The sequence below is a fragment of the Rubrivivax sp. A210 genome, from assembly GCF_904426505.1.
Lineage (GTDB): Bacteria > Pseudomonadota > Gammaproteobacteria > Burkholderiales > Burkholderiaceae_C > Rubrivivax.
This window is the reverse complement of the sequence record NZ_CAJGBN010000014.1, coordinates 22478-42777: the sequence shown is the minus strand read 5'-3', so window position 1 is coordinate 42777 and position 20300 is coordinate 22478. Positions and strand designations below refer to the sequence as shown.

General features: G+C 71.8%; 20 protein-coding genes. 10 read left to right on the top strand and 10 right to left on the bottom strand.

The features are described from left to right. Position 1 precedes the first annotated feature (1 nt). Positions 2 to 988: a Bug family tripartite tricarboxylate transporter substrate binding protein gene (locus tag JMV16_RS12150; RefSeq protein WP_201494546.1), complete on the top strand. Its 987-nt coding sequence runs from the start codon at positions 2 to 4 to the stop codon at positions 986 to 988. A 66-nt stretch (positions 989 to 1054) separates the two neighbouring features. Here the strand turns inward: JMV16_RS12150 and JMV16_RS12145 are convergent, their stop codons facing one another. Then, positions 1055 to 2071, bottom strand: coding sequence for a catalase family peroxidase (locus JMV16_RS12145; protein WP_201494545.1), 1017 nt, complete (start codon positions 2069 to 2071; stop codon positions 1055 to 1057). A gap of 169 nt (positions 2072 to 2240) precedes the next feature. Beyond that, complete coding sequence (locus JMV16_RS12140) at positions 2241 to 3251, bottom strand: LysR family transcriptional regulator (RefSeq protein WP_201494544.1); 1011 nt, start codon at positions 3249 to 3251, stop codon at positions 2241 to 2243. Between the two features lie 135 nt (positions 3252 to 3386). Between JMV16_RS12140 and JMV16_RS12135 the strand changes: the two genes are divergently transcribed. From JMV16_RS12135 to JMV16_RS12120, 4 genes are all read left to right on the top strand, one after another. Continuing rightward, a complete protein-coding gene (locus JMV16_RS12135) occupies positions 3387 to 4349 on the top strand; it encodes a tripartite tricarboxylate transporter substrate binding protein (protein ID WP_201494543.1) in 963 nt (320 codons plus the stop codon). 2 nt (positions 4350 to 4351) lie between these two features. Then, positions 4352 to 4681 carry a hypothetical protein gene (locus JMV16_RS12130; protein ID WP_201494542.1) on the top strand — a complete coding sequence of 110 codons (330 nt, stop codon included), beginning with the start codon at positions 4352 to 4354 and terminating at the stop codon, positions 4679 to 4681. Continuing rightward, positions 4678 to 5748 (top strand): methyltransferase, encoded by a 1071-nt coding sequence (locus JMV16_RS12125; RefSeq protein WP_201494541.1) that lies wholly within the window; start codon positions 4678 to 4680, stop codon positions 5746 to 5748. The genes JMV16_RS12130 and JMV16_RS12125 overlap by 4 nt, the downstream gene beginning before the upstream one ends. Before the next feature lie 177 nt (positions 5749 to 5925). Continuing rightward, on the top strand, positions 5926 to 6627 hold the full coding sequence (locus JMV16_RS12120) for a PEP-CTERM sorting domain-containing protein (protein WP_201494540.1): 702 nt from the start codon (positions 5926 to 5928) through the stop codon (positions 6625 to 6627). Between the two features lie 11 nt (positions 6628 to 6638). On the opposite strand, the gene JMV16_RS12115 is transcribed toward JMV16_RS12120, so the two are convergent. Beyond that, entirely contained in the window at positions 6639 to 7535 is an 897-nt protein-coding gene (locus JMV16_RS12115; RefSeq protein ID WP_201494539.1) for a LysR family transcriptional regulator ArgP, read from the bottom strand. A 75-nt stretch (positions 7536 to 7610) separates the two neighbouring features. Here JMV16_RS12115 and JMV16_RS12110 point away from each other — a divergent pair, with 75 nt between their 5' ends. Then, complete coding sequence (locus tag JMV16_RS12110) at positions 7611 to 8267, top strand: LysE/ArgO family amino acid transporter (RefSeq protein ID WP_201494538.1); 657 nt, start codon at positions 7611 to 7613, stop codon at positions 8265 to 8267. A gap of 10 nt (positions 8268 to 8277) precedes the next feature. Next, complete coding sequence (locus JMV16_RS12105; protein ID WP_201494537.1) at positions 8278 to 8928, top strand: FMN-binding negative transcriptional regulator; 651 nt, start codon at positions 8278 to 8280, stop codon at positions 8926 to 8928. Between the two features lie 25 nt (positions 8929 to 8953). Here JMV16_RS12105 and JMV16_RS12100 read toward each other — a convergent pair whose 3' ends face one another. Then, the gene (locus tag JMV16_RS12100; RefSeq protein ID WP_201494536.1) at positions 8954 to 9928 is read right to left on the bottom strand and encodes a hydroxymethylglutaryl-CoA lyase; all 975 of its coding nucleotides are present in this window, start codon (positions 9926 to 9928) and stop codon (positions 8954 to 8956) included. 22 nt (positions 9929 to 9950) lie between these two features. Continuing rightward, positions 9951 to 11111, bottom strand: coding sequence for a CaiB/BaiF CoA transferase family protein (locus JMV16_RS12095; protein ID WP_201494535.1), 1161 nt, complete (start codon positions 11109 to 11111; stop codon positions 9951 to 9953). Between the two features lie 126 nt (positions 11112 to 11237). Here JMV16_RS12095 and JMV16_RS12090 point away from each other — a divergent pair, with 126 nt between their 5' ends. The 3 genes from JMV16_RS12090 (at position 11238) to JMV16_RS12080 (ending at position 13676) form a co-directional block, all read left to right on the top strand. Beyond that, the gene (locus JMV16_RS12090) at positions 11238 to 12140 is read left to right on the top strand and encodes a LysR family transcriptional regulator (RefSeq protein ID WP_236580485.1); all 903 of its coding nucleotides are present in this window, start codon (positions 11238 to 11240) and stop codon (positions 12138 to 12140) included. Between the two features lie 140 nt (positions 12141 to 12280). After that, complete coding sequence (locus JMV16_RS12085; protein ID WP_201494533.1) at positions 12281 to 13258, top strand: Bug family tripartite tricarboxylate transporter substrate binding protein; 978 nt, start codon at positions 12281 to 12283, stop codon at positions 13256 to 13258. A gap of 22 nt (positions 13259 to 13280) precedes the next feature. Further along, a complete protein-coding gene (locus JMV16_RS12080; protein WP_201494532.1) occupies positions 13281 to 13676 on the top strand; it encodes a VOC family protein in 396 nt (131 codons plus the stop codon). 18 nt (positions 13677 to 13694) lie between these two features. Here JMV16_RS12080 and JMV16_RS12075 read toward each other — a convergent pair whose 3' ends face one another. The 5 genes from JMV16_RS12075 to JMV16_RS12055 are packed head-to-tail and all read right to left on the bottom strand — an operon-like array spanning position 13695 to position 20178. Further along, positions 13695 to 14081 (bottom strand): hypothetical protein, encoded by a 387-nt coding sequence (locus JMV16_RS12075; RefSeq protein WP_201494531.1) that lies wholly within the window; start codon positions 14079 to 14081, stop codon positions 13695 to 13697. Between the two features lie 47 nt (positions 14082 to 14128). After that, positions 14129 to 17248 (bottom strand): efflux RND transporter permease subunit, encoded by a 3120-nt coding sequence (locus JMV16_RS12070; protein ID WP_201494530.1) that lies wholly within the window; start codon positions 17246 to 17248, stop codon positions 14129 to 14131. A 1-nt stretch (position 17249) separates the two neighbouring features. Beyond that, positions 17250 to 18359 (bottom strand): efflux RND transporter periplasmic adaptor subunit, encoded by a 1110-nt coding sequence (locus JMV16_RS12065; protein ID WP_201494529.1) that lies wholly within the window; start codon positions 18357 to 18359, stop codon positions 17250 to 17252. Then, positions 18356 to 18907 carry a hypothetical protein gene (locus JMV16_RS12060; RefSeq protein ID WP_201494528.1) on the bottom strand — a complete coding sequence of 184 codons (552 nt, stop codon included), beginning with the start codon at positions 18905 to 18907 and terminating at the stop codon, positions 18356 to 18358. The genes JMV16_RS12065 and JMV16_RS12060 overlap by 4 nt, the downstream gene beginning before the upstream one ends. A gap of 53 nt (positions 18908 to 18960) precedes the next feature. Next, positions 18961 to 20178, bottom strand: coding sequence for a TolC family protein (locus tag JMV16_RS12055; RefSeq protein ID WP_201494527.1), 1218 nt, complete (start codon positions 20176 to 20178; stop codon positions 18961 to 18963). Between the last annotated feature and the right edge of the window lie 122 nt (positions 20179 to 20300).

The window sequence follows — 20300 nt, the reverse complement described above, 5'->3', positions numbered from 1 at the left end:
CATGTTGCGCGCTCAATCCCCGCTGCGCCGCCGCCTGCTGCAGGCCGCCCTGCTGGCCACCCTGCCGGTGCTGGCCCAGGCCCAAGCCCAGGCCTGGCCTGGCAAGCCCATCAGCCTGATCGTGCCCTTCCCGGCCGGTGGCACCACCGACGTGCTGGCGCGTGCGCTGGCCGAGAAGCTGCAAACGGCGCTCGGCCAGCCGGTCATCGTCGAGAGCAAGCCGGGCGCCGGCGCGACGTTGGGCGCCGACCATGTGGCCAAGGCCAGGCCCGACGGCTACACGCTGTTGGTGGGCGCGGTACACCACACCATCGCCAGCAGCGTCTACAAGAAGCTGCCCTACGATTTCCAGAAGGATCTGGCGCCCATCACCGAGATCGCCCTCGTGCCCAATGTGCTGGTGGTCAATGCCAGCACGCCGGCCAAGAGCGTGGCCGAACTGGTGGCCCTGCTCAAGGCGCAGCCGGGCCGCCACAACTACGGCTCCAACGGCAACGGCACGGCCCAGCACTTGATCGGCACGCAGTTCGGCAACATGACCGGCACCGACTTCAGCCACATCCCCTACAAGGGCAGCGGCCCTCTGGCCACCGACCTGCTGGGCGGCCAGATCACGATGTCCTTCGACACCGTGACGCCGGTGCTGCAGCACATCAAGGCCGGCAAGCTGCGCGCCCTGGCCGTCACCACGGCCCGGCGCTCGTCGACCCTGCCCGATGTGCCCACGCTGGACGAGGCCGGCCTCAAGGGCTTCGACATCGGCACCTGGTTCGGCGTGCTGGCGCCGGCCGCCACGCCCCGCGACATCGTGGCCCGCCTCAATGCCGAGATGGTGGGTGTGATCCAGTCGCCCGAGTTCCGCAAGCGCATGACCGAGATCGGGGCCGAGCCCATAGGCAACAGTGCCGATCAGATGGCGGCGCAGATCAGGAGCGAGACCGAGAAGTTCGCCAAGCTGGTGAAGGAAGCCAAGGTCACCATCGAATAAGGCCGGGCCCGGGCGGCGCGAAGCAAGCGCGCCGCCCGCCCCCGGCGCGTGGCCGCGCTGATCGCGCTACTGCTTTGCGCCCTCGATCAGGCGCCGGCCCTGCGACACCGCGTAGGGCGCGGCGCGCGCCGCCAGCATGGGGTCGGCCGAGGGCTCGATTCCCTTGGGCAGCACCATGGGGTTGAAGGCGATGCCCAGGCAGGGCCCGCTCGCATCCGCCGCCACCGACTTGATGGTGAGCCGGCCCAGCGTGAGCTTCTTGCGCTGCTCGGGCAGCGGCGTCACCGCGCTGTCGATGCGGTCGCCGGCCTCGGCCAGTTGCAGCTTGAAGTCGAAGGCCACGCCGCCCGCGGCCACGCGCTGGCGCAGTTCGTCGAAGAGGAAGTCACTGCCCCGGGCCTTGGCCTCCTCGTCGCTGAGGCCCAGGGTGCCGCCTACCGGCTCGAAGACCCATTTGCCGAACTGCTTGCGGCCCGCGGCATCGACGAAGCCGAAGCCGTGTACGCCCCAGTAGTTGACGGCGTCGTAGCTGGCCGGCACCGGCTGGGTGGCGAAATGCTTGCCCTGCAGCAGCACCTCGGGGTTGGCGTCGGCAAAGGCCTTCACGCGTTCGGGATTGGGCTTCTTGGTCTCGGGGTCGGGCAACAGCGATTCCAGCCGGCCCAGCAGCTGCTCGGGCGTGGCGGCGCCGAACACCGGGGCCGAGATATTGCCGAGCTGCCAGGTTTCGCCGCCTGGCAAATCGAATTGCAGCGCCATGTTGCGCTGGCTCTTGGCGTTGTCGGGCGCCTTGGGGTTGCCACCGCCCACCGAAAAGCGGGCGATCACCGGCACCGGCCGGCCGCTGAAGGCCGACGCGGTGGACAGCGCCCGGCCGTCGGCACTGCCGATGAACTCGGCCACGGCGCAGACGCCCTTGGCGCCGGAGCGCCGGTAGCCGTCGTACTTGCCGCCCACGCGCTCGAAGGTGTCGACCATGCGGTTGGGGTCCACGCTGGCCGCCTGGGCCTGGGCCAGCGCTGGGGCCCCCAGGGCCGCAGCAGCTGCGAGCGAGAGTGCGGTTGTGGCGCAGTAGCGGGTCATGGATGGGTGTCCTTGATTGGGAGGGGTTTGGAAATGGACATGCGGCTGAGAGTCTCAAGCTACGCCAGATGAGTCGGGCAGCGCGCGCCGCTCTTACAGAGGCACTGCTGGCGATGGGGTTGCGTGCATCTGTCGCGCCGCAGATTGCGCCCGGGTGGGCGGCCGCCCCTCAGCGCCGCCCACGCACCGTCGCCGAGGCGCGGCCATAGCCGCGCACATGCCAGGCCGGGCGGTCGGTCGATGCGCGAGGGCTGCCCGCATCGCCCTCGGCCTCCATGTCGCGCAGGCACTGCGTGGCAAAGTCGATAAAGGCGCGCAGCCGTGGCGTGCGGCGCGCATTGCCCTTGAAGAGCAGGTTGACTGGCGGCGCACCCTGCACGGCCCAGTCCAGCAGCACCGGCACCAGCCGGCCCGACTGCACATGCTCGCGGGTGGTCAGTTCGGCAAAGCGGCCGACGCCGTGACCGCCTATCACCAGGTCCAGCGTGGCCTCGCGTGCGTTGCTGGACAGCCAGCCCTTGGCCTGCACCTGCACCGTCTGGCCGTCGCGCTTGAATTCCCACAGGTCGAGCACGATGCCGGCCGGATTGCGCATCAGCAGGCAGGTGTAGCCGGCCAATTCAGAAGGATGCTGCGGCACGCCGTGAGCCGCCCAATGCTCGGGCGCGGCCATGATGAGGCCGCGGGCGTCGCCCAGCTTGCGGTGGACGTAGTCGGGCGGCACCTCGGGCCAGCCATGCAGCAGCAGCACGTCGGCGCTGGTGGCGTCGGCGTCGCCGATGCGGTTGACGATGCGGAAATCGATCTCGATGTCCGGGTAGAGGGCGTGGAAGCGCGGCAGCGCCGGTAGCAGCACATGGTGGGCGAGCTGCGAATGGGCGGCCACCGACAGCGTGCCGCTGGGCCGCTCGCCCGCACCCTTCAAGCGGCGTTCGGCATGGCCCAGTTCCTCCACCTCGCTCAGCAGCGCGCGGCTGCGGTCCAGGTATTCGCTGCCGCTGGCCGTCAGGCGCACGCCGCGCGCCCCGCGCTCGAGCAGGCTCAGGCCCAGGCTTCGTTCCAGTGCGCCCACCAGCTTCTGCACGGCCGGCGTGCTGATCTCCAGCCGCTGCGCCGCGCGTGCGAAGCTGCCTTCCTCGACCGCGGCCACGAAGTATTCGAGCGCCTTGAGCTTGTCCATCGCGTGGCATTCCGGCAAGAGGTCATGGATTGACCCACAACCAAAGGTTAACGCTGGATGCAGCCGGCGTCATCTTTCCGGCCGCGCGCCGTCTTCCTACAGTGCAACCATCGCAACACACCCAGGGAGATTTCGATGCACAAGCGCCAATTCCTCTTCGCCGCCCTCGCCGTGGCGGCACTCGGAACACTGGCCCAAGGCCCGGCCCGGGCCCAGGGAGGCCAGCCGCTGAAGATTGTCCTCGCCACGCCGGCGGGCGGCGCCTCCGACATCGCCGCCCGCCTGCTGGCCCAGAACATGGCCAAGAGCCTGGGGCGCCAGGTGCTGGTGGAGAACAAGCCCGGCGGCAATGGCGTGCCGGCCATGCAGGCGGTGCTGTCGGCGCCGGCCGATGGCCACACCCTGCTGTGGGCCCAGTCTTCGATGGCCGGCACGCCGCTGCTGGTGAAGTCGGCGCCGGTCAAGAGCTTTGCCGAGTTCACGCCCGTGGCGCCGGTGATCAACCTGGTCTACGGCCTCTACGTCAACCCCAGGCTGCCGGTCAACACGGTGGCCGAGTTTGGCGCCCACCTCAAGGCCAACCCCGAGCGCCTGAGCTACGGCACGGGCGTGCTCAGCGAATACATGGTGACCATGCACTACCTGCAGGCCGCAGGCGCCAAGGCGCTGCGCGTGCCCTACAAAGGCGGGTCGCAGCTGATGCCCGACCTGATCAGCGGCGAACTGCAGTTCAACTTCGGCCCGCTGGCCCCGGCCCTGCCGCATGTGAAGAGCGGCAAGCTGCGCCTGCTGGCGACCCTGCCCGAGCGCACCGATCTGGCGCCCGGTGTGCCTGCGCTGGCCGAGTCCGGCATCGCCACCGACACGCTGCCCATCTGGAACGGCCTGGTTGCCGCGCCGGGCACGCCCAAGGACGTCGTGGCCGGGCTGTCCCAGGAGGTCAACCGCGCGCTCGCCGACCCGGCGCTGCGCGCCGCGCTCGAGGCCCAGGGCTTCCGCGTCAGCGGCGGCACACCGCAGCAGATGGGCGCGGCCATCGAGTCCGCCACCGCCGTTTGGCGCCAGTTCATCCGCGACCACAGCATCCCCCAGGAGTGATCGTGCTGACCACCACCGCAAGCCTGCCTGTCCGCGCTCTGCCCGCCATCTCGCGCGATCTCTACCTCAGCCTGCTCGGCAGCCTCTTCGGCGTCTTCAACACGGCCCGCGTGCTGGCCTACCTGCCCACGATCTGGGCGGTGGCCGCCAGCGGCGATTCGAGCCAGCACTCGCTGTGGACCTGGCTCACCTTCCTGGGCGGCAACGCCACCATGGCCGCCTGGCTGTGGGAGCAGAACGGCCGCCGCGGCAACCGCGCCATCGCCGTGAGCGCCTGCAATGCGGCGATGTGCCTGGGCATCGTGAGCGTGATCGCATGGACGCGGCTGTGAAGGCGGGTTCCCGCCCCCGAGCCGAGCCGCGGTTGCGGCTGGCGCGCCAGATCACCGCCTGCTGGACCACCCAGGCCCTGCATGTGGCGGTGCAACTGGATCTGCCCGACCGCCTGGTGGCCGGGCCGCAGGCGGCGGCGGCCTTGGCCGAGGCCTGTACCTGTTCGGCCGATGGCCTGCGCCGCCTGCTGCGCGCCCTGTGCGCGCTGCAGGTCTGCCGCGAGCGGCGCGACGGCCGCTTCGAACTGACGGCCGCGGGCGCGGCCCTGTGCCGCCAGCCGCCCGACGGAAGCGCGAGCCTGCGCGGCCTGGTGCTGTGGTGGGGTGGTCCGCTGTGGCAGCTGTGGGGCGAACTGGGCTACAGCGTGCAGACCGGCCAGAGCGCCAGGGCGCGCCAGACCGGCGCAGCCCACTATGACTTCCTCGACGGCCGCCCCGAGGCGGCGGCGGTGTTCCACGACGCCATGCAGGCGATGACGGCGCTGATCGCCGACGATGTGGCGCAGCTGCCCACCTGGGCCGGCGTGCGCAGCCTGGTGGACCTGGGCGGCGGCAATGGCACGCTGGCTGCGGCCATCGCGGCGGCGCAGCCGCAATTGCAGTTCACCGTGCTCGACCGCGCCGATGCCGAGGCCGGCGCCCTGGCCGTGCTGGGCACGCCGGCGCTGGTCGGGCGCGGGCAGTTCGTCTGCGGCGATTTCTTCGCCCCGCTGCCACCGCTGGCCGACCGCTACCTGCTCAAGAGCATCCTGCACAACTGGGACGACGCCGCCTGCCGCCGCATCCTGGCGCGCTGCGCCGAGGCGGCGGGGCCGGGGGCGCGGCTGCTGCTGGTCGAGCGCGTGAGCCCGGCGCGGCTGCGACCCGGCCATCGCGACGAGGCCCTGGCCCGCACCGACCTCAACATGCTGGCCGGCCTGGGCGGGCGCGAGCGGACGCTGGCGGAGTTCGAAGCCCTGCTGCGCCCGGCCGGCTTCGAGGTCGTGGGCCTGTCGCCGACACGGCACGAGTTCAGTGTCATCGAGGCGCGGCGCGCCCAGGGCGTCGCGCCCGCCCGGCCGCGGTGACCGTAGGGTCGGCGCTGGGCCTGCGCAGGCACCGCGCCCACCCTACGCAGGAAGCGCCGACCCCAAGGCTCATCGGTAGGCCCCCGGGCGCCGGGGATGGACGGCCACGGGCCCGCCCAGAAGAATCCTGACATCCCGCCACCTCCTTTCACGTCGGCGGGAACCCAGGAGTTGTTCATGTCCCAGCCGTTCCGTCTTGCCGCCGCGTTTGCCAGCCTGTTGCTGGCGCTGGGCGGCGCTGTGGCCGCCCCGGTGGCGGCCTTCGACCCCGGCGCCCATGTCGACGGCGGCTCCAACGGCTTTACCTCGGGCGGCACGATCTACAACTTCACGCTCGGCTTCAGGTTCACGACCTCGCAGCAACTGCACCTCACCGAGCTGGGCACCTTCGACCCCAGCGGCACCGGTCCCGGCATCGCCCGCCAGGTGGGCCTGTTCGAGTTCATCGGCGGCGCGTGGACGCTGCGTGCCTCGACGCGCTTCCAGGCGACCGAGCAGGCCACCCACCGTGTCGGCGCCTTCAGCTACCACGACATTGCCGACATCGACCTGCTCACCGGCCACACCTATGCCCTCATGGCCAGCGGCTACCACGGTGGCGTGCAGAGCCCGGTTTTCCTGCGCTCGCACACCAGCCTGAGCGGCATCAACTACGGCACGAGCCTCTACAACGCCATCAACGCCCCGGGCGATGCCTTCGCGGGCCCGAGTTTCTCCAGCTACGAACTCGGCCCCAACTACTACACCTACATGGGCGCGAACTTCCTTTGGGACAACGCCGCCGCCGGCGTGCCTGAGCCGGGTTCGCTGGCGCTGGCCGGCTTGGCGCTGGGCCTGGTGGGTGGCGCCACACGGCGCGCACGGACTTCGCGCGGCTGAGCCGGCGCCGGTCAGGGCGGCAGCAGCGCGGCGCGCGCCGCGGTCTCGACGCGGCGGCTCAGGGCCTCGACCAGGCCCGCGGCAGCGCGTGCGTGCTGCCAATGCAGCGCCACGTCCAGCGGCGTACAAGGCACCAGTTCGACCAGCCTGCCCGCGGCCAGGTGGCCAGCGACCAGCGCCTGCGGCTGCAGTCCCCAGCCCATGCCCGCCAGGGCTGCGGTGACAAAGGCCTGGGGCGAGGGCAGGCTGTGGCGCGGCAGTTCCACATGGCGGTGGCACAGGCGCCGCGCCCAGCGCGCCTGCAACTCGTCCTTGGTGTTGAACACCAGGCTGGGCGCCGCGGCCAGGCTGCCGGCGCCCACGCCGCCGGCGAAGTGACGCGCGACGAAAGCCGGGCTGGCGGCCGCCAGGTAGCGCATCGCGCCCAGGGGCTGGCTGTTGCAGCCGGCGGCGGGCCTCGCCGTGGACGTGACGGCGGCCAGAACGGCGCCGCTGCGCAGCCATTCGCCGGTGTGGTCCTGGTCGTCCACGGCCACCTCCACCAGCACCGGGGCCTCGGCCGCGAAGGCCGCCAACGCGGGCGCGAACCAGGTTGCCAGGCTGTCGGCATTCACCGCCACCGGCAGTGCCACGCGGGCGATGCCTTCCCGGGCCAGCGCCGGCAGCGCGCCCTGCAGTTCCTGTTCGAGCAGGCGCACGCGGTCGACGTGCTGGCACAGGCGGCGGCCGGTCTCGGTGGCGCTGCAGGGCTGGCCGCGCACCACCAGGGCGCAGCCCACGCGCTCTTCCAGCAGCCGGATGCGCTGCGACACCGCCGAGGGCGTGACGTGCAGCGCCCGCGCCGCGCGCTCGAAGCTGCCTTCGCGGATGACGGCGGCCAGGGCTTTGAGCGCGGCATAGTCCAGCATGGATTCAGTTTGTCTACATCAGCATTAGAAGACTTAGTTTGTCTTCATGCGCGGCGACTGGCAAGCTGAGGCCCCATGAACCCCAGCGACACCGCCATCACCACCGCCCACGCCTTGCCGGTCTTTGTGCAGGGACTGGCCCTGAGCCTCGGGCTGATCGTCGCCATCGGCGCGCAGAACGCCTTCGTGCTGCGCCAGGGCCTGCGGCGCGAGCATGTGGGCAGCGTGGTGGCGCTGTGCGCCGCGGCCGACGCCGTGCTCATCGCCGCGGGCGTGCTGGGCATGGGCCAGGCCCTGGGCGCAAGCCCCGGCCTGGCGCGTGCGCTGGCGCTCGCCGGCGCCGTCTTCCTGGCCGTCTACGGCTGGCGGGCGCTGCGCCGTGCGCGCCAGCCGCAGCAGTTGCAGGCGGCCGGTGGCGGCGCGGGTGCCAGCCGCGGCGCCGTGCTGGCGCAGGCCGCCGCCTTTACCTTGCTCAACCCTCACGTCTACCTGGACACCGTGCTGCTGGTGGGCAGCATCGGCGGCCAGCAGCCGGCGGCGCTGCGCGGCTGGTTCATCGCCGGTGCCGGTGGCGCCAGCCTGATGTGGTTCACCGCCCTGGGCTTCGGCGCGCGCTGGCTGGCGCCCTGGTTTGCCCGTCCGCGGGCCTGGCAGTTGCTGGACGGCTTGATAGGCCTGACGATGTTCATGCTGGCGGCGCTGCTGCTGCGCCACGTACTTGTAGGCCTTTGAGGCCCTGCCCATGTACATCCCCCGCAAGCACCGGCTCGAAGACCGCGAGGCCCTGCACGCCTTGATCGAGGCCCACCCGCTGGGCGCCTGGGTCTGCCAGGGTGGAGCCGGCCTGGTGGCCAACCATCTGCCCTTCTTCCTGGACCGCAGCCGCGGGCCGCTGGGAACGCTGGTCGGCCATGTCGCACGCGGCAACCCGGTCTGGCGCGAACTCGGCACCGCCACACCCTCGGTGGTGATGTTCCAGGGGCCGCAGGCCTACATCACGCCGGGCTGGTACCCGGGCAAGGTGGCGCACGGCAAGGTCGTGCCGACCTGGAACTACGCCGTGGCCCACGCCCACGGCGTCGCCCGCGCCATCGATGACCGCGACTGGCTGCTGGCCATGCTCAGCCGCCTCACCGACGCCCACGAGGCCGGCCGCGTGCCGCCCTGGCGTGCTGCCGATGCACCGGCCGATTTCATCGCCGGCTATCTGCGCGCCATCGTCGGCATCGAGATCCCCATTGACCGGCTGGAAGGCAAGCTCAAGGCCAGCCAGGACGAGGCGCCTTGCGACCGGCAAGGCACGGTCGCCGGGCTGCGGGCCCAAGGTGGCGAGCAGGCGCTGGCGATGGCCGCGCTGGTTGGCAAGGCCATCGCCGAGGACGAGGCTGGCTGATCGGCAAGCGGGCAAGCCTGCCCGTTCAGCCCCCCGCGCCGCGCCCCTGCGCCCGCGCGACGATCTGCTCGAAATCCAGCGGCGGCAGGTGGCGCTTGAGCCGCACCCCGGCGCGCGAGACCTGGGCTGGCAGCGGGTGCTGCACCAGCGCTTCCAGTGCGCCGGCGGCTTCAATCAGCCCGGCGAGGTCAAGGCCGGTGTCATGGCCCATGCAGTCAAGCATGTGGACGATGTCCTCGGTGGCGACATTGCCGCTCGCGCCTGGCGCATAGGGGCATCCGCCGATGCCACCCAGCGACATGTCGAAGCGTCGTATGCCGGCCGCGATGGCGGCCAGCGTGTTGACCGCGCCCATCGCCCGCGTGTCGTGGAAGTGGGCCGTGATGGCCAGCGCCGGCTGCCGCGCGATGGCCTGGCCGCACAGCGCCTGCACCTGGTTCGGGTAGGCCATGCCGGTGGTGTCGCACAGCGTGATGCCGGCCACGCCGAGAGCGGCAAAGCGGGCTATCCAACCCATCACGGTGGCGGGCTCCACCTCGCCTTCCATCGGGCAGCCGAAGACGCAGGACAGCGAGACATTCACCGGCACTGCCGCCGCCCGCGCCAGCGCGATGACCTCGGCCAGTTGCGCAAACGACTGCTCGCGCGTCATGCGCAGATTGCACAGGTTGTGGGTCTCGCTGCACGACATCACGAGATTGAACTCGTCGACCCCGGCGGCCAGCGCGCGCTCGGCGCCGCGGCGGTTGGGGATCAGCGCGGTGTAGACCACGCCGGGTGCGCGCTGGATGCGCTGCATCACGGCCTCGCCGTCGGCCAGCGCCGGTATCGCCTTGGGCGAGGTGAAGGAAGTGACCTCGATCTTGGCGTAGCCCAGGCCGCCGAGGCGGTCGATCAGCGCCACCTTGTCGGCCGTGGGTATGAAGCGGCCCTCCATCTGGAAGCCGTCGCGGGTGGCGACTTCGTTGATGTAGAGGCGGGCGGGTTTGCCGTTCTGCATGCGTGCTCTCCTGGGAGCGGCTTCAGTCGCGGCGCGCGGGCCAGCCGCTGCCGCTGGCGATATCGGCGTCGTGCTGACCCAGGCGCGGCGCGGCGTGCCGTATGCGCCCGGGCGTGGCGCTGAGCTTGGGCACGACGCCAGGCACCTTGAGCGGCAGGCCGTCGGAGGTGGGCGAGTCGATGATCATTTCGCGCGCCAGGTATTGCGGGTCACGCGCGATGTCGGCCACGCTGTAGACGCGGCCGGCCGGCACCTGGGCGGCTTCCAGCGCTGCCAGCACCTCGTCGCGGCTGCGGCCTTGTGTCCACTGCGCGATGGCGGCGTCGATCTCGTCGACACGCCGCACGCGGCCGTCGTTGTGGGCCAGCGCCGCGTCATTGCCCAGGTCTTGCCGCCCAATGGCCTGCATCAGGCGGCGGAAGATGCTGTCGCCATTGCCGGCCACCAGCACGTACTGGCCGTCGTTGCAGGGGTAGGCGTTGGTGGGAGCGATGCCCGGCATGGCGCTGCCGGCGGCGCCGCGCACGGCACCGAAGGCGTCGTACTCGGGCACCAGGCTTTCCATCACATTGAAGACCGATTCGTAGAGCGCGACATCCACCACCTGGCCCTGGCCGCCGTTCACCTCGCGGTGGCGCAGCGCCGTCAGCACGCCGATCACGCCGTGCAGCGCCGCCAGCGTGTCGCCTATCGAGACGCCCACGCGCACCGGCACGCGGCCGGGCTCGCCGGTGAGGTGGCGCAGGCCGCCCATGGCCTCGCCCAGCACGCCGAAGCCCGGCTTGTCGCGGTAGGGCCCGGTCTGGCCATAGCCCGAGATGCGCAGCATGATGAGGCGCGGGTTGGCCGCGTGCAGCGCCTCCCAGCCCAGGCCCCAGCCCTCCAGCGTGCCGGGCTTGAAGTTCTCGATCAGCACATCGGCCTCGGCCGCCAGCGCGCGCACCACCTGCTGGCCGGCGGCGCTGCGCAGGTCCAGGCAGACCGAGCGCTTGTTGCGCGACTGCACCTGCCACCACACCGAGGTGCCGTCGCGCAGCAGCCGCCACTTGCGCAGCGGGTCGCCCACCTCGGCCGGCTCGACCTTGATGACGTCGGCGCCGAATTCGGCCAGCGTCTTGCTCGCGAAGGGGCCGGCAATCAGCTGGCCCAGTTCCAGTACTTTCAGTCCCGCCAGGGCATCCATGCGCTCTCCTGCTGTGCAAGCCGCGTACTCTAGAAGCAGCAGGGCCGGGCGCGGAATTGCCATGCGGCGATGTGGCCTTCGCGATCAGCGAATGGCCGCAGGCCCCGGTCGCTAGACTTGCTGCCGATGAACCCTGCGCGCGTCGACTTTGTCACCCTGCGCTTGTTCTGTGCCGTCGCGCAGAGCGGCAGCATCACCAAGGGCGCGTCGCGCTGCCACCTGGCGCTGTCGGCGGCGAGCCGACGCCTGGCCGATTTCGAGGCGGCCGTGGGCTCGGCCCTGCTCGAGCGCACGGCCCAGGGCGTGCGGCTCACGGCGGCCGGCCATGTGGCCCTGCACCACGCGATGCGGCTGTCGCAGGGCTTCGATCTCTTCGGTGGCGAACTGGCCGAGTACGCCCAGGGCTACCGCGGCCATGTGCGGCTGTGGGCCAATATGTCGGCGCTCACCGAATCGCTGCCCGAGGCGCTGGCGCGCTTCATGGCCAGGCAGCCCGAGATCAAGGTCGAGGTCGAGGAGCAGCTCAGCGGCGACATCGCCCGCGCCGTCGTCGAGGGCCTGGCCGACATCGGCGTCTTCGCCGAGGGCACGCCGGCGGACGGCCTGCTGCTCAGGCCCTTCCAGACCGACGAGCTGGTGCTCATCTGCGCCCGCGGCCACGAACTGGCCGGGTTTGATGCCCTGCGCTTCCGCGATGCACTGGTCCATCCCTTCGTCGGTCTGGACCGCGGCAGCTCGCTGCTGACCCTGGTCACCGAGGCGGCGCAGGCCGCCGGCCTGCCGCTGCGCCTGCGCGTGCAGGTCACGAGCTTCGGCGCCATGTGCCGCATGGTCGGCGCCGGCCTGGGCCTGGGCGTGCTGCCGCGCGCCGCCTGCGCGCCGCTGCTGCAGGCCTATGGGCTCACGGCGCTGCGGCTGGACGAGGCCTGGGCCCGCCGCCGCCTGCTGGCCGCCTGCAGCGCCGAGCGACCGCTGTCGGCGGCGGCCCAGCTGCTGTGGGATTCGATGGCCGCTGACGCGGCGCCCTGATCCGCAGCCAGCCCTTCGCGAAGGGCGAAGAGGGTGTGTCCACTGGGCAAGGCCTGGCCGGGCCGCCCTGGCCTAAGCTGTCGGCCCGCATGCTGCGGCCTCGCCGCAGCCGCAGCCCACCAGAAGATCCGGAGACCCGCATGAAACTGCCCCGACCCGCTCTTGCCCTCCTGCTGCAGCTGGCCTTGCTGGCCGGCGCCGCGCAGGCCCAGGGCCCGGCCTATCCCAGCAAGGCCATCACCCTCATCGTCGGATCAGCGCCGGGCGGCACCACCGACATCTCGGCGCGCATGATTGCCGAGCCGCTGGGCAAGGCGCTGGGCCAGACGGTGGTGGTCGACAACCGCGCCGGCGCCAGCGGCGCCATCGCGGCGGTGGCCGTCAAGCGCGCCGACGCCGACGGCCACACGCTGCTGATGCAGTACTCCGGCTACCACGTCATCACGCCGGTGATCAGCAAGCACGGGCTGGGCTGGGAGGCCAAGGACCTGCAGCCGGTGGCCAATGTGCTGACGGCGCCGCAGCTGGTGGTGGTGCGCGCCGGCCTGCCGGTCAAGACGATGGCCGAACTGGTTGCCTATGCCAGGGCCAACCCGGGCAAGCTGACCTATGCCTCGTCGGGCAATGGCTCGCTGCAGCACGTCACCGGCGCCATGCTCGAGCAGCAGGCCGGCATCCAGCTCACCCACATCCCCTACAAGGGCACGGGCCCGGCGCTGCAGGATCTGCTGGGCGCCCAGGTCGACCTCAGCTTCGGCACGCCGCCGCCCTTCATGCCCCATGTGCAGTCGGGCAAGCTGCGCGCGCTGGCCGTCACCGGCAGCACCCGCCTGGCCAGCCTGGCCGACGTGCCCACCACGGCCGAGGCCGGCCTGCCCAAGCTCGACCCGACCTCGTGGTTCGCGGTCTTCGCGCCGGCCGCCACGCCCAAGGCCGTGGTCGACCGGCTCGCGGCCGAGATCGCCCGCATCATGGCCACGCCCGAGTTCAAGAAGAAGGCCGCCGATCTGGGCGCCAGCGCCGACTTCGTGGCGCCGGCGCGGCTGGGCGAGCAGACCCAGGCCGAGCTCAAGCGCTGGGCCGAGGTGGCCAAGGCGGCGAAGATCGAGGTCGATTGAGGCCGCGGCCGATCACACAGCCATGATTGACCACCTCGACCACCTGGTGCTGACCACGGCCCGCGAGGCCCAGTGCATTGCCTTCTACACCGGGGTGCTGGGCATGCGGCTCGAGACCTTTGTCGGCGGCACGCCCCCGGTGGCGCGCCAGGCCTTCTGCTTCGGCAATCAGAAGATCAACCTCCACATCAAGGGCCGCGAGTTCGAGCCCAAGGCGCACACGCCCATGCCGGGCGCGCTGGACCTGTGCTTCATCGCGTCGGTGCCGCTCGATGCCGTGATGGCGCGCCTGCAAGCGGCAGGCGTCGCCATTGTCGAGGGCCCGGTGTTGCGCACCGGCGCGACCGGCAAGCTCAGGTCGGTCTATGTCCGCGACCCCGATCTCAACCTGATCGAGATCTCGGAGCCGGTCGCCTGAGCGGCAGCTCCACCGCCCTTACTTCAGCGCAAAGCGCGCTATGGCCGCCGGTTTGCCCGGCAGGTTGACCACCGCCACGGCCTTGCTGCCGGTGCCGAGCTTGAAGGCGCCGGTGGCCTCGAGCTTGTCGCCGGCCGGCTTCAGTTCGACCTCCTGCTTCTCGGCGCCGGTCAGCAGGGTCAGCTTGGCGCTGGCCTTGGAGACATCCATGGCCTTGCCGTGGTCGCGCAGATGGAGCTGGATCGCGCCGGCCTTGGCCACCAGCTCGAAATCGATGTCCTTGACCTCGACCACCACGCCGCCGTGCAGCGGCGTGTGGGCGTGGGCGTGTTCGTGCGGGTCGGCGGCCTGGGCCGTGCCGGCCAGGGCCAGGGCGGCGGCGAAGAGACAGGTGTGCAGCTTCATGGATTGATTCCTTGGTTGCGGGTGAAGGTGAGGGGTGGCTGGAAAGATCAGAGCGCCTCGGCGTCCTTGTCGTCCATCAGCGCCTCGGCGGCGGGGCGGCCGAAGAGCCAGAACATCGCGGGCGTGAGAAAGGTGTCGAGCAGGGTCGAGCTGATGAGGCCGGAGAAGATCACCACGGCCACCGGGTGCAGCACCTCGGTGCCGGGCCGCTCGGCCTCGAACAGCAGCGGCGCCAGCGCGAAGGCGGTGACCAGGGCCGTCATCAGCACCGGGCTCAGGCGTTCCAGCGAGCCGCGCAGAATCATCCGGTGGTCGAAGCCCTCGCCCTCGAAGCGCATCAGGTTGATGTAGTGGCTGACCTTCAGGATGCCGTTGCGCACCGAGATGCCGGCCAGCGTGATGAAGCCGACCAGGGCCGCCACACTGAGCGGCTGGCCCGACAACCACAGGCCCACCACCGCGCCCACCAGGGCGAGCGGGATGTTGACCATGATCAGTGCCGACAGCCGTACCGATCGGTAGCGGCTGTAGAGCACCACGAACATCAGCGCCAGCGAGACCAGCGACAGCAGGCCGACCAGGCGCGAGGCCTGCTCCTGGGCCTGGAACTGCCCGCCCAGGGTGACGAAGCTGCCCTCGGGCAGCTGGGTGGCGGCCACCACGCCGCGGATGTCGGCGACGATCTCCGACAGCGCTCGCCCCGAGGCATTGGCCGAGAGCACGATGCGGCGCTTGCCGTCGTCGCGGCTGATCTGGTTGGGGCCGTCGCCTTCTTCGATGCTGGCCAGACGCGACAGCGGCACGCGGCCGGTGGGCGTCTCGATCAGGATGCGGGACAGGCCCTCGAGCGAACGCGCTGATTCGGGCAGGCGCAGCACCAGCGCGAAGCGGCGCCCGCCCTCGACGATCTGCGTCAGCTTTTCGCCTTCCACCAGCGCCTGCAGCGTGGCCAGCACGCGCGGCGCCGGCACGCCGTAGCGGGCCGCGGCGGCATAGTCGATGCGCACCGCGATCTGCGGCGCCAGCACCTGCTTCTCGATCTGCAGGTCGGCGATGCCGGGGATGGTGGCCAGCTTCGCGCGCAGCGCATCGGCCTGGCCGCGCAGCGCGTCCAGGTCTTCGCCGAAGATCTTGATCGCGATCTGCGAACGCACGCCCGACAGCATGTGGTCGATGCGGTGCGAGATCGGCTGGCCCACCTCCAGCGCCGCCGGCAGGTTGACCAGGCGGGCGCGGATGTCGGCCTTGATCTCGTCCATGCTGCGCGTCAGCTCGGCGCTGGGCTTGAGGCCCACGTCGAGCTCGCTGACATGCACGCCCTCGGCATGCTCGTCGAGTTCGGCGCGTCCGCTGCGCCGGCCCACATGGGTGACCTCGGGCACGGGCTTGACCAGCAACTCGGCCTGGCGGGCCAGTGCGCTGGATTCGCTCAGCGTCACGCCCGGGTTCAGGCGCAGGCCGATGAGCAGCGTGCCCTCGCTGAAGGGCGGCAGGAAGGTGGTGGGGAAGAAGGGCACGGCCACCACCGCTGCGGCCACCGCCAGCGCCGCCGCGGCCAGGGCCGCCTGCGGCCGTGCCAGCACGCGCTGCAGCGCGCGGGCGTAGTGCGCCTTGAGCCATGCCAGCACGCGGGTGTCGCCGTGGTCCAGCGTCTTCATGCGCGGCAGCAGGTAGAGGCTCAGCACCGGCGTGATCGTCACCGAGACCACCAGCGAGGCCAGGGTCGAGACGATGAAGGCGATGCCCAGCGGCACGAAGAGCTTGCCCTCCAGCCCCGGCAGCGCGAACAGCGGGATGAAGACCAGCACGATGATCACGGTGGCGTAGAGGATGGCCGAGCGCACCTCCATGGTGGCGCGCGCCACCACCTCGATGGGGTGGAGGTGCAGGCCCGGGTGCTGGGCGCGGTCGGCCTTGAGCCGGCGCAGCACGTTCTCGACACCGACCACGGCGTCGTCGACGAGGCCGCCGATGGCGATGGCCAGGCCGCCCAGCGTCATGGTGTTGATCGAGAGGCCGAACCAGGCGAAGACCAGCGCGGTGATGAAGATCGACACCGGGATGGCGGTGAGTGCGATCACCGTCGGCCGCAGCGTGCCGAGAAAGAAGAACAGGATCAGCGCGACGAAGACCGAGGCGCCGATCAGCTTGCCCTGCAGCGTGGTGATCGAGGCCTCGATGAAGCTGGCCTGGCGGAAGGTGACGCGCGGCGCCTCCATGCCCGCGGGCAGCGTGGCCCTCAGGCCCGCGAGCGCGGTCTCCAGGGCCTGGGTCAGCGCGATGGTGTCGGCCGTGGGCTGCTTTTGTATGCCCAGGATGACGGCCGGCTTGCCCTCGAAGCCGGCGTCACCACGCCGGGGTGCGGCGGCAAAGCTGACCTCGGCCACCTGGCGCAGCAGCAGCGGCTGGCTGCCTCTGGCGCCCAGCGCCAGCTGGCGCAAGTCGTCCAGGCCCGAGGTGCGCCCGAGGTGGCGGATCAGGATTTCGCGGCCGTTGAGCTCGAGAAAGCCGCCCGAGGTGTTGGCCGCATAGCCCTTGAGCGTGTCTTCGAGCTGATCGTGCGTGACACCCAGCGCCGCCATGCGCGCGGTATCGGGCTGCACCTGGAACTGGCGCACCTCGCCGCCTATCGGGATCACCTGGGCCACGCCCGGTACGGCCAGCAGGCGTGGCCGCAACACCCAGTCGGCGTATTCGCGCACCGCCATCGTGCTTATCTTTTGCGTGTCGACGGGAATGGCGATCTGCATGATCTCGCCCATCACCGAACTGATGGGCCCCATGCGCGGCACCACGCCGGCGGCCAGGGTCTCTTCCATCGCCGTCAGCCGCTCGGCCACGAGCTGGCGGGCGCGGAAGATGTCGGTGTTCCAGTCGAAGGTGATGTAGAGGAAGGACAGGCCGGCCGACGAGGTCGAGCGCACCGATTCCACGCCCGGCAGGCCGTTCATGGTGGCTTCGAGCGGGAAGGTGATGAGCTGCTCCACCTCCTCGGCGGCCATGCCGCCGGCCTCGGTCATCAGCGTGACGGTGGGCTTGTTGAGATCGGGGAATACGTCCACCGGCGTGCGCGACAGCGTGTAGGCGCCATAGGCCATCAGCACCAGGCTGGCGATGATCACCAGCAGGCGGTTGGCCAGGCTGTGGTCGAGTAGCCACTTGAACATGTCAGCGCACTTGATTGATTAGCGTGGCGCCGCTGGTCGCAACACGCTCGCCGGCCTGCAGCCCCGAGGTCACCGCAACGCTGAGGCCGTCCAGCGGCGCTGTCGTCACGCTGCGCGGCTCGAAGCGCTCGGGCGCGGTCTTGACCCAGACGATGGCCTGGTTGGCCGGGTTCTTCATCAGTGCCGCCGCCGGCACCGCGATGCCCTGCACCTGGCTGCGGGTCTGCACGAAGACGCGCACGGGCTGGCCCACGGCCAGGCTGGCCAGCGCCGCGCCGCTGGCCTTGAAGCCCAGCGGCAGGGCCTGCTCGCGCAGGCTGCGCGCCGCTCCCGTGTACTGCAGCGGCACGCGCTGGTCGCCCACGGCCAGCGTGGCGCTGCCGATGTCGGCGGCCAGGGCCGGGTCGTAGGCCAGGGCCTCGATGCGCAGGTGGCCGGGGTCGACGATCTCGAACACCAGCTCGCGTGCATCCACCACCTGGCCGGCCACCGCATGGGCCGATGCCACCACGCCGGCCACCGGCGCCAGCAGCGCCTCGCGTACAGCCACGCCGGCACCGAGGGCGGCGATGCGCGCAGCCAGGCTGGCGGCCTCGCTGCGGGCCGCCTCGATGTCCTTGCGCGGCACGGTGTCGGCCAGCTCCGCCAACCGCACCAGGCGCTGCTCGGCCAGCGCCCGGGCCGCGTCCAGCTCGGCCAGCTGGGCCGCCTGGCTGGCGCGCTCCAGCGGCGCGACCGACGAGGAAACATAGGCCAGCACCTCGCCCCGGGCCACCGCCTGTCCCAACACGGGCAGGCCGCGCGGCCCGGGCTCGATGCGGCCGGGGTGCAGGGCCTGCACCTTGCCGCCGGCATTGGGGTCCATCAGCACGGTGCCGTTCAATTCCAGCGCACGCGGCAGCGCTGCCGCCACCGTGACCAGGGTGCGCACGCCCAGCTGGCGCTGGGCCGGCTTGGGCAGGAAGACGCTGCCATCGGGCAGGCGTTGCGGTCCGTTGGCCGACGGTGCCGCGGCGCTGCCGTGGTCATGGCCGTGGTCGCCCGCGGCCTGCGCCGGCGTGGCCAGCGCCAGGGTGGCCAGCGCCAGGGCCTGCATCGTGCAGCGCTTCATGCGGTGGCTCCGGTGGCGCTGCGGCGGGCGGCGAGCGCGCGCCGCCCGGCCCAGGACAGGGCCAGGGCGGAGAACCCGCCGAGCGCCCAGCCGCCATAGGTCTTCCAGGGTGGCACCGGCGCCGCGGCCTCGCCATGGGCCGCCTCGTGGATGTCGAGTTCACCGGCCAGCAGGTCCATCTCCTGGCCCACCGTCACGGTGGCGGTGATGGGCAGCACGCCGGGCGCGGGCGGGCTGGCCAGCAGCACCTCGTAGGCATCGGGGCCTTGGCGCGTGGCCTGGAGCTTGGCGCCGGCGATCTCGAGTTCGATGCGGGCTTCGGGCACCGGGCTGTTGTCGGCGGCGCGGTCGAGGTAGAGCGCGAGACGCCGGCCCTCGAGCACGCCGACCAGCTCGAAGCTCTCGGAGACGGCGGCAAAGCGCGGCAGCGCCGGGCCGCCGGGGGCGGGGGCGGCGTCGCCGTGGTCATGGCCGTCGCCGGCGCGGGCGAGGCCCGGCGCCAGCAGCATGGCCAGCGCGAGCGCGGCCAGGGTGGAGTTGAGGTTCATCTTGGGGTCCGGATTCGTTGAGGGTGCGGGGCGGGCGGCGGCGCCTGGTGCATTCATTCGGGCAGCAGGCCCAGGGCCTGGCGCTGGGCCGACACGGCGGCGGCCCACTCGATGCGGGCGCGCGCCGCCTGGCGCTCGGCTTCGCCGGCTTCGGCCTCGATGCGCAGCCGCAGGGGCAGATCGGTCTGGCCGAGGCGGAAGGATTTGTCGAAGAAGCCGCGCGTCTCCTGCGCCAGCTGGGCGCGGCGCTGGGCGGCGGCGCTTTGACGCTGCGTCGCTGCCACCAGCGCCTCGGCCGCCTCGGCCTCGGCCTGCAGACTGGCCTGCTGCTGCGCCAGCTGGGCCTGCAACTCCAGCACCTCGGCGCGCGCCAGGGCCAGGCGGCCTTCATGGCGCGGGCCGCTGCCAAAGGGCAGGCGCAGGCCCAGGGTGACGGTCTGTCCGGCGCGCTCGCCATAGCCGCCGCGGTCGCGCGTGGCCGCCAGCGTCAGCTCGGGGCTGGCGCGCGATTGCGTGGCCGCCAGGGCCGCCGTGCGCTCAGCGACGGCCAGGCGGTCGCGCAACTCCTGCAGCGCGGCATGGCCCTCCAGCGCCGGGGGCGCCGTGGCTGCGGCCTCGGCCTGCGGCGGACCCGCGGGCGCCTGGCCGGTCAGGGCCTGGAACTGCAGCGCCGCCGCCACCCGCGCGGCCTGGGCCCCGGCCTCGGCTGCCTCGGCCGCGGCGATGGCGCCTTCGGCCTGGTGCTGGTCGGCGCGGGCCAGGTCGCCGGCCTGCACGCGCCGGGCCACGTCGGCACCGATGCGGCGGGCAGCTTCGAGCTGCGCGCCGGCGGCCTCAGCCTCGGCCCGCGCCCGCTGCCAGGCCCACCAGCTGCCGCGCAGCACGGCGGCCAGCCGCAGCCGGGCGGCGAGGGCGCGGCTGTCAGTGGCGGCCAGTTCGGCACCGGCCAGGTCGCCGGCCCGCGTGCGCTCACCCGGCAGCCACAATGGCAGGGCGATGCCGACCTCCACCTCGCGCCGGCCCTGGTTGCTGAGCAGCTGGTCGGTCTTGGCCGACAGCTCCAGTGACACAGGCTCCGGCGTCCAGGCCACGGCCGCGCGCTGCGCCGCCCGCGCCGCGTCTTGCCGCGCCGGCAGCGCCCGGGCCTCGGGCTGGCGCGTCCAGGCGGCGTCCAGGGCCTGCTTCAGGCCTGACGTGGCGGCGGTGGCGGGCTGGGCGGCCAGCCCGAGGGCAGCGGCCAGCGGCAGCCAGGCCCAAATTCTTGATTGCATCCGATGCTCCAGTGTGGAAACCACGACCCAGGGAGATCGGCGAGGGCGACGGCAGCGTCGCCATGGGCGCAGGCGGCGCCGCGCGAGCGGCGCGCACTCAGGCGCGAATGGGGGTCAGGAGG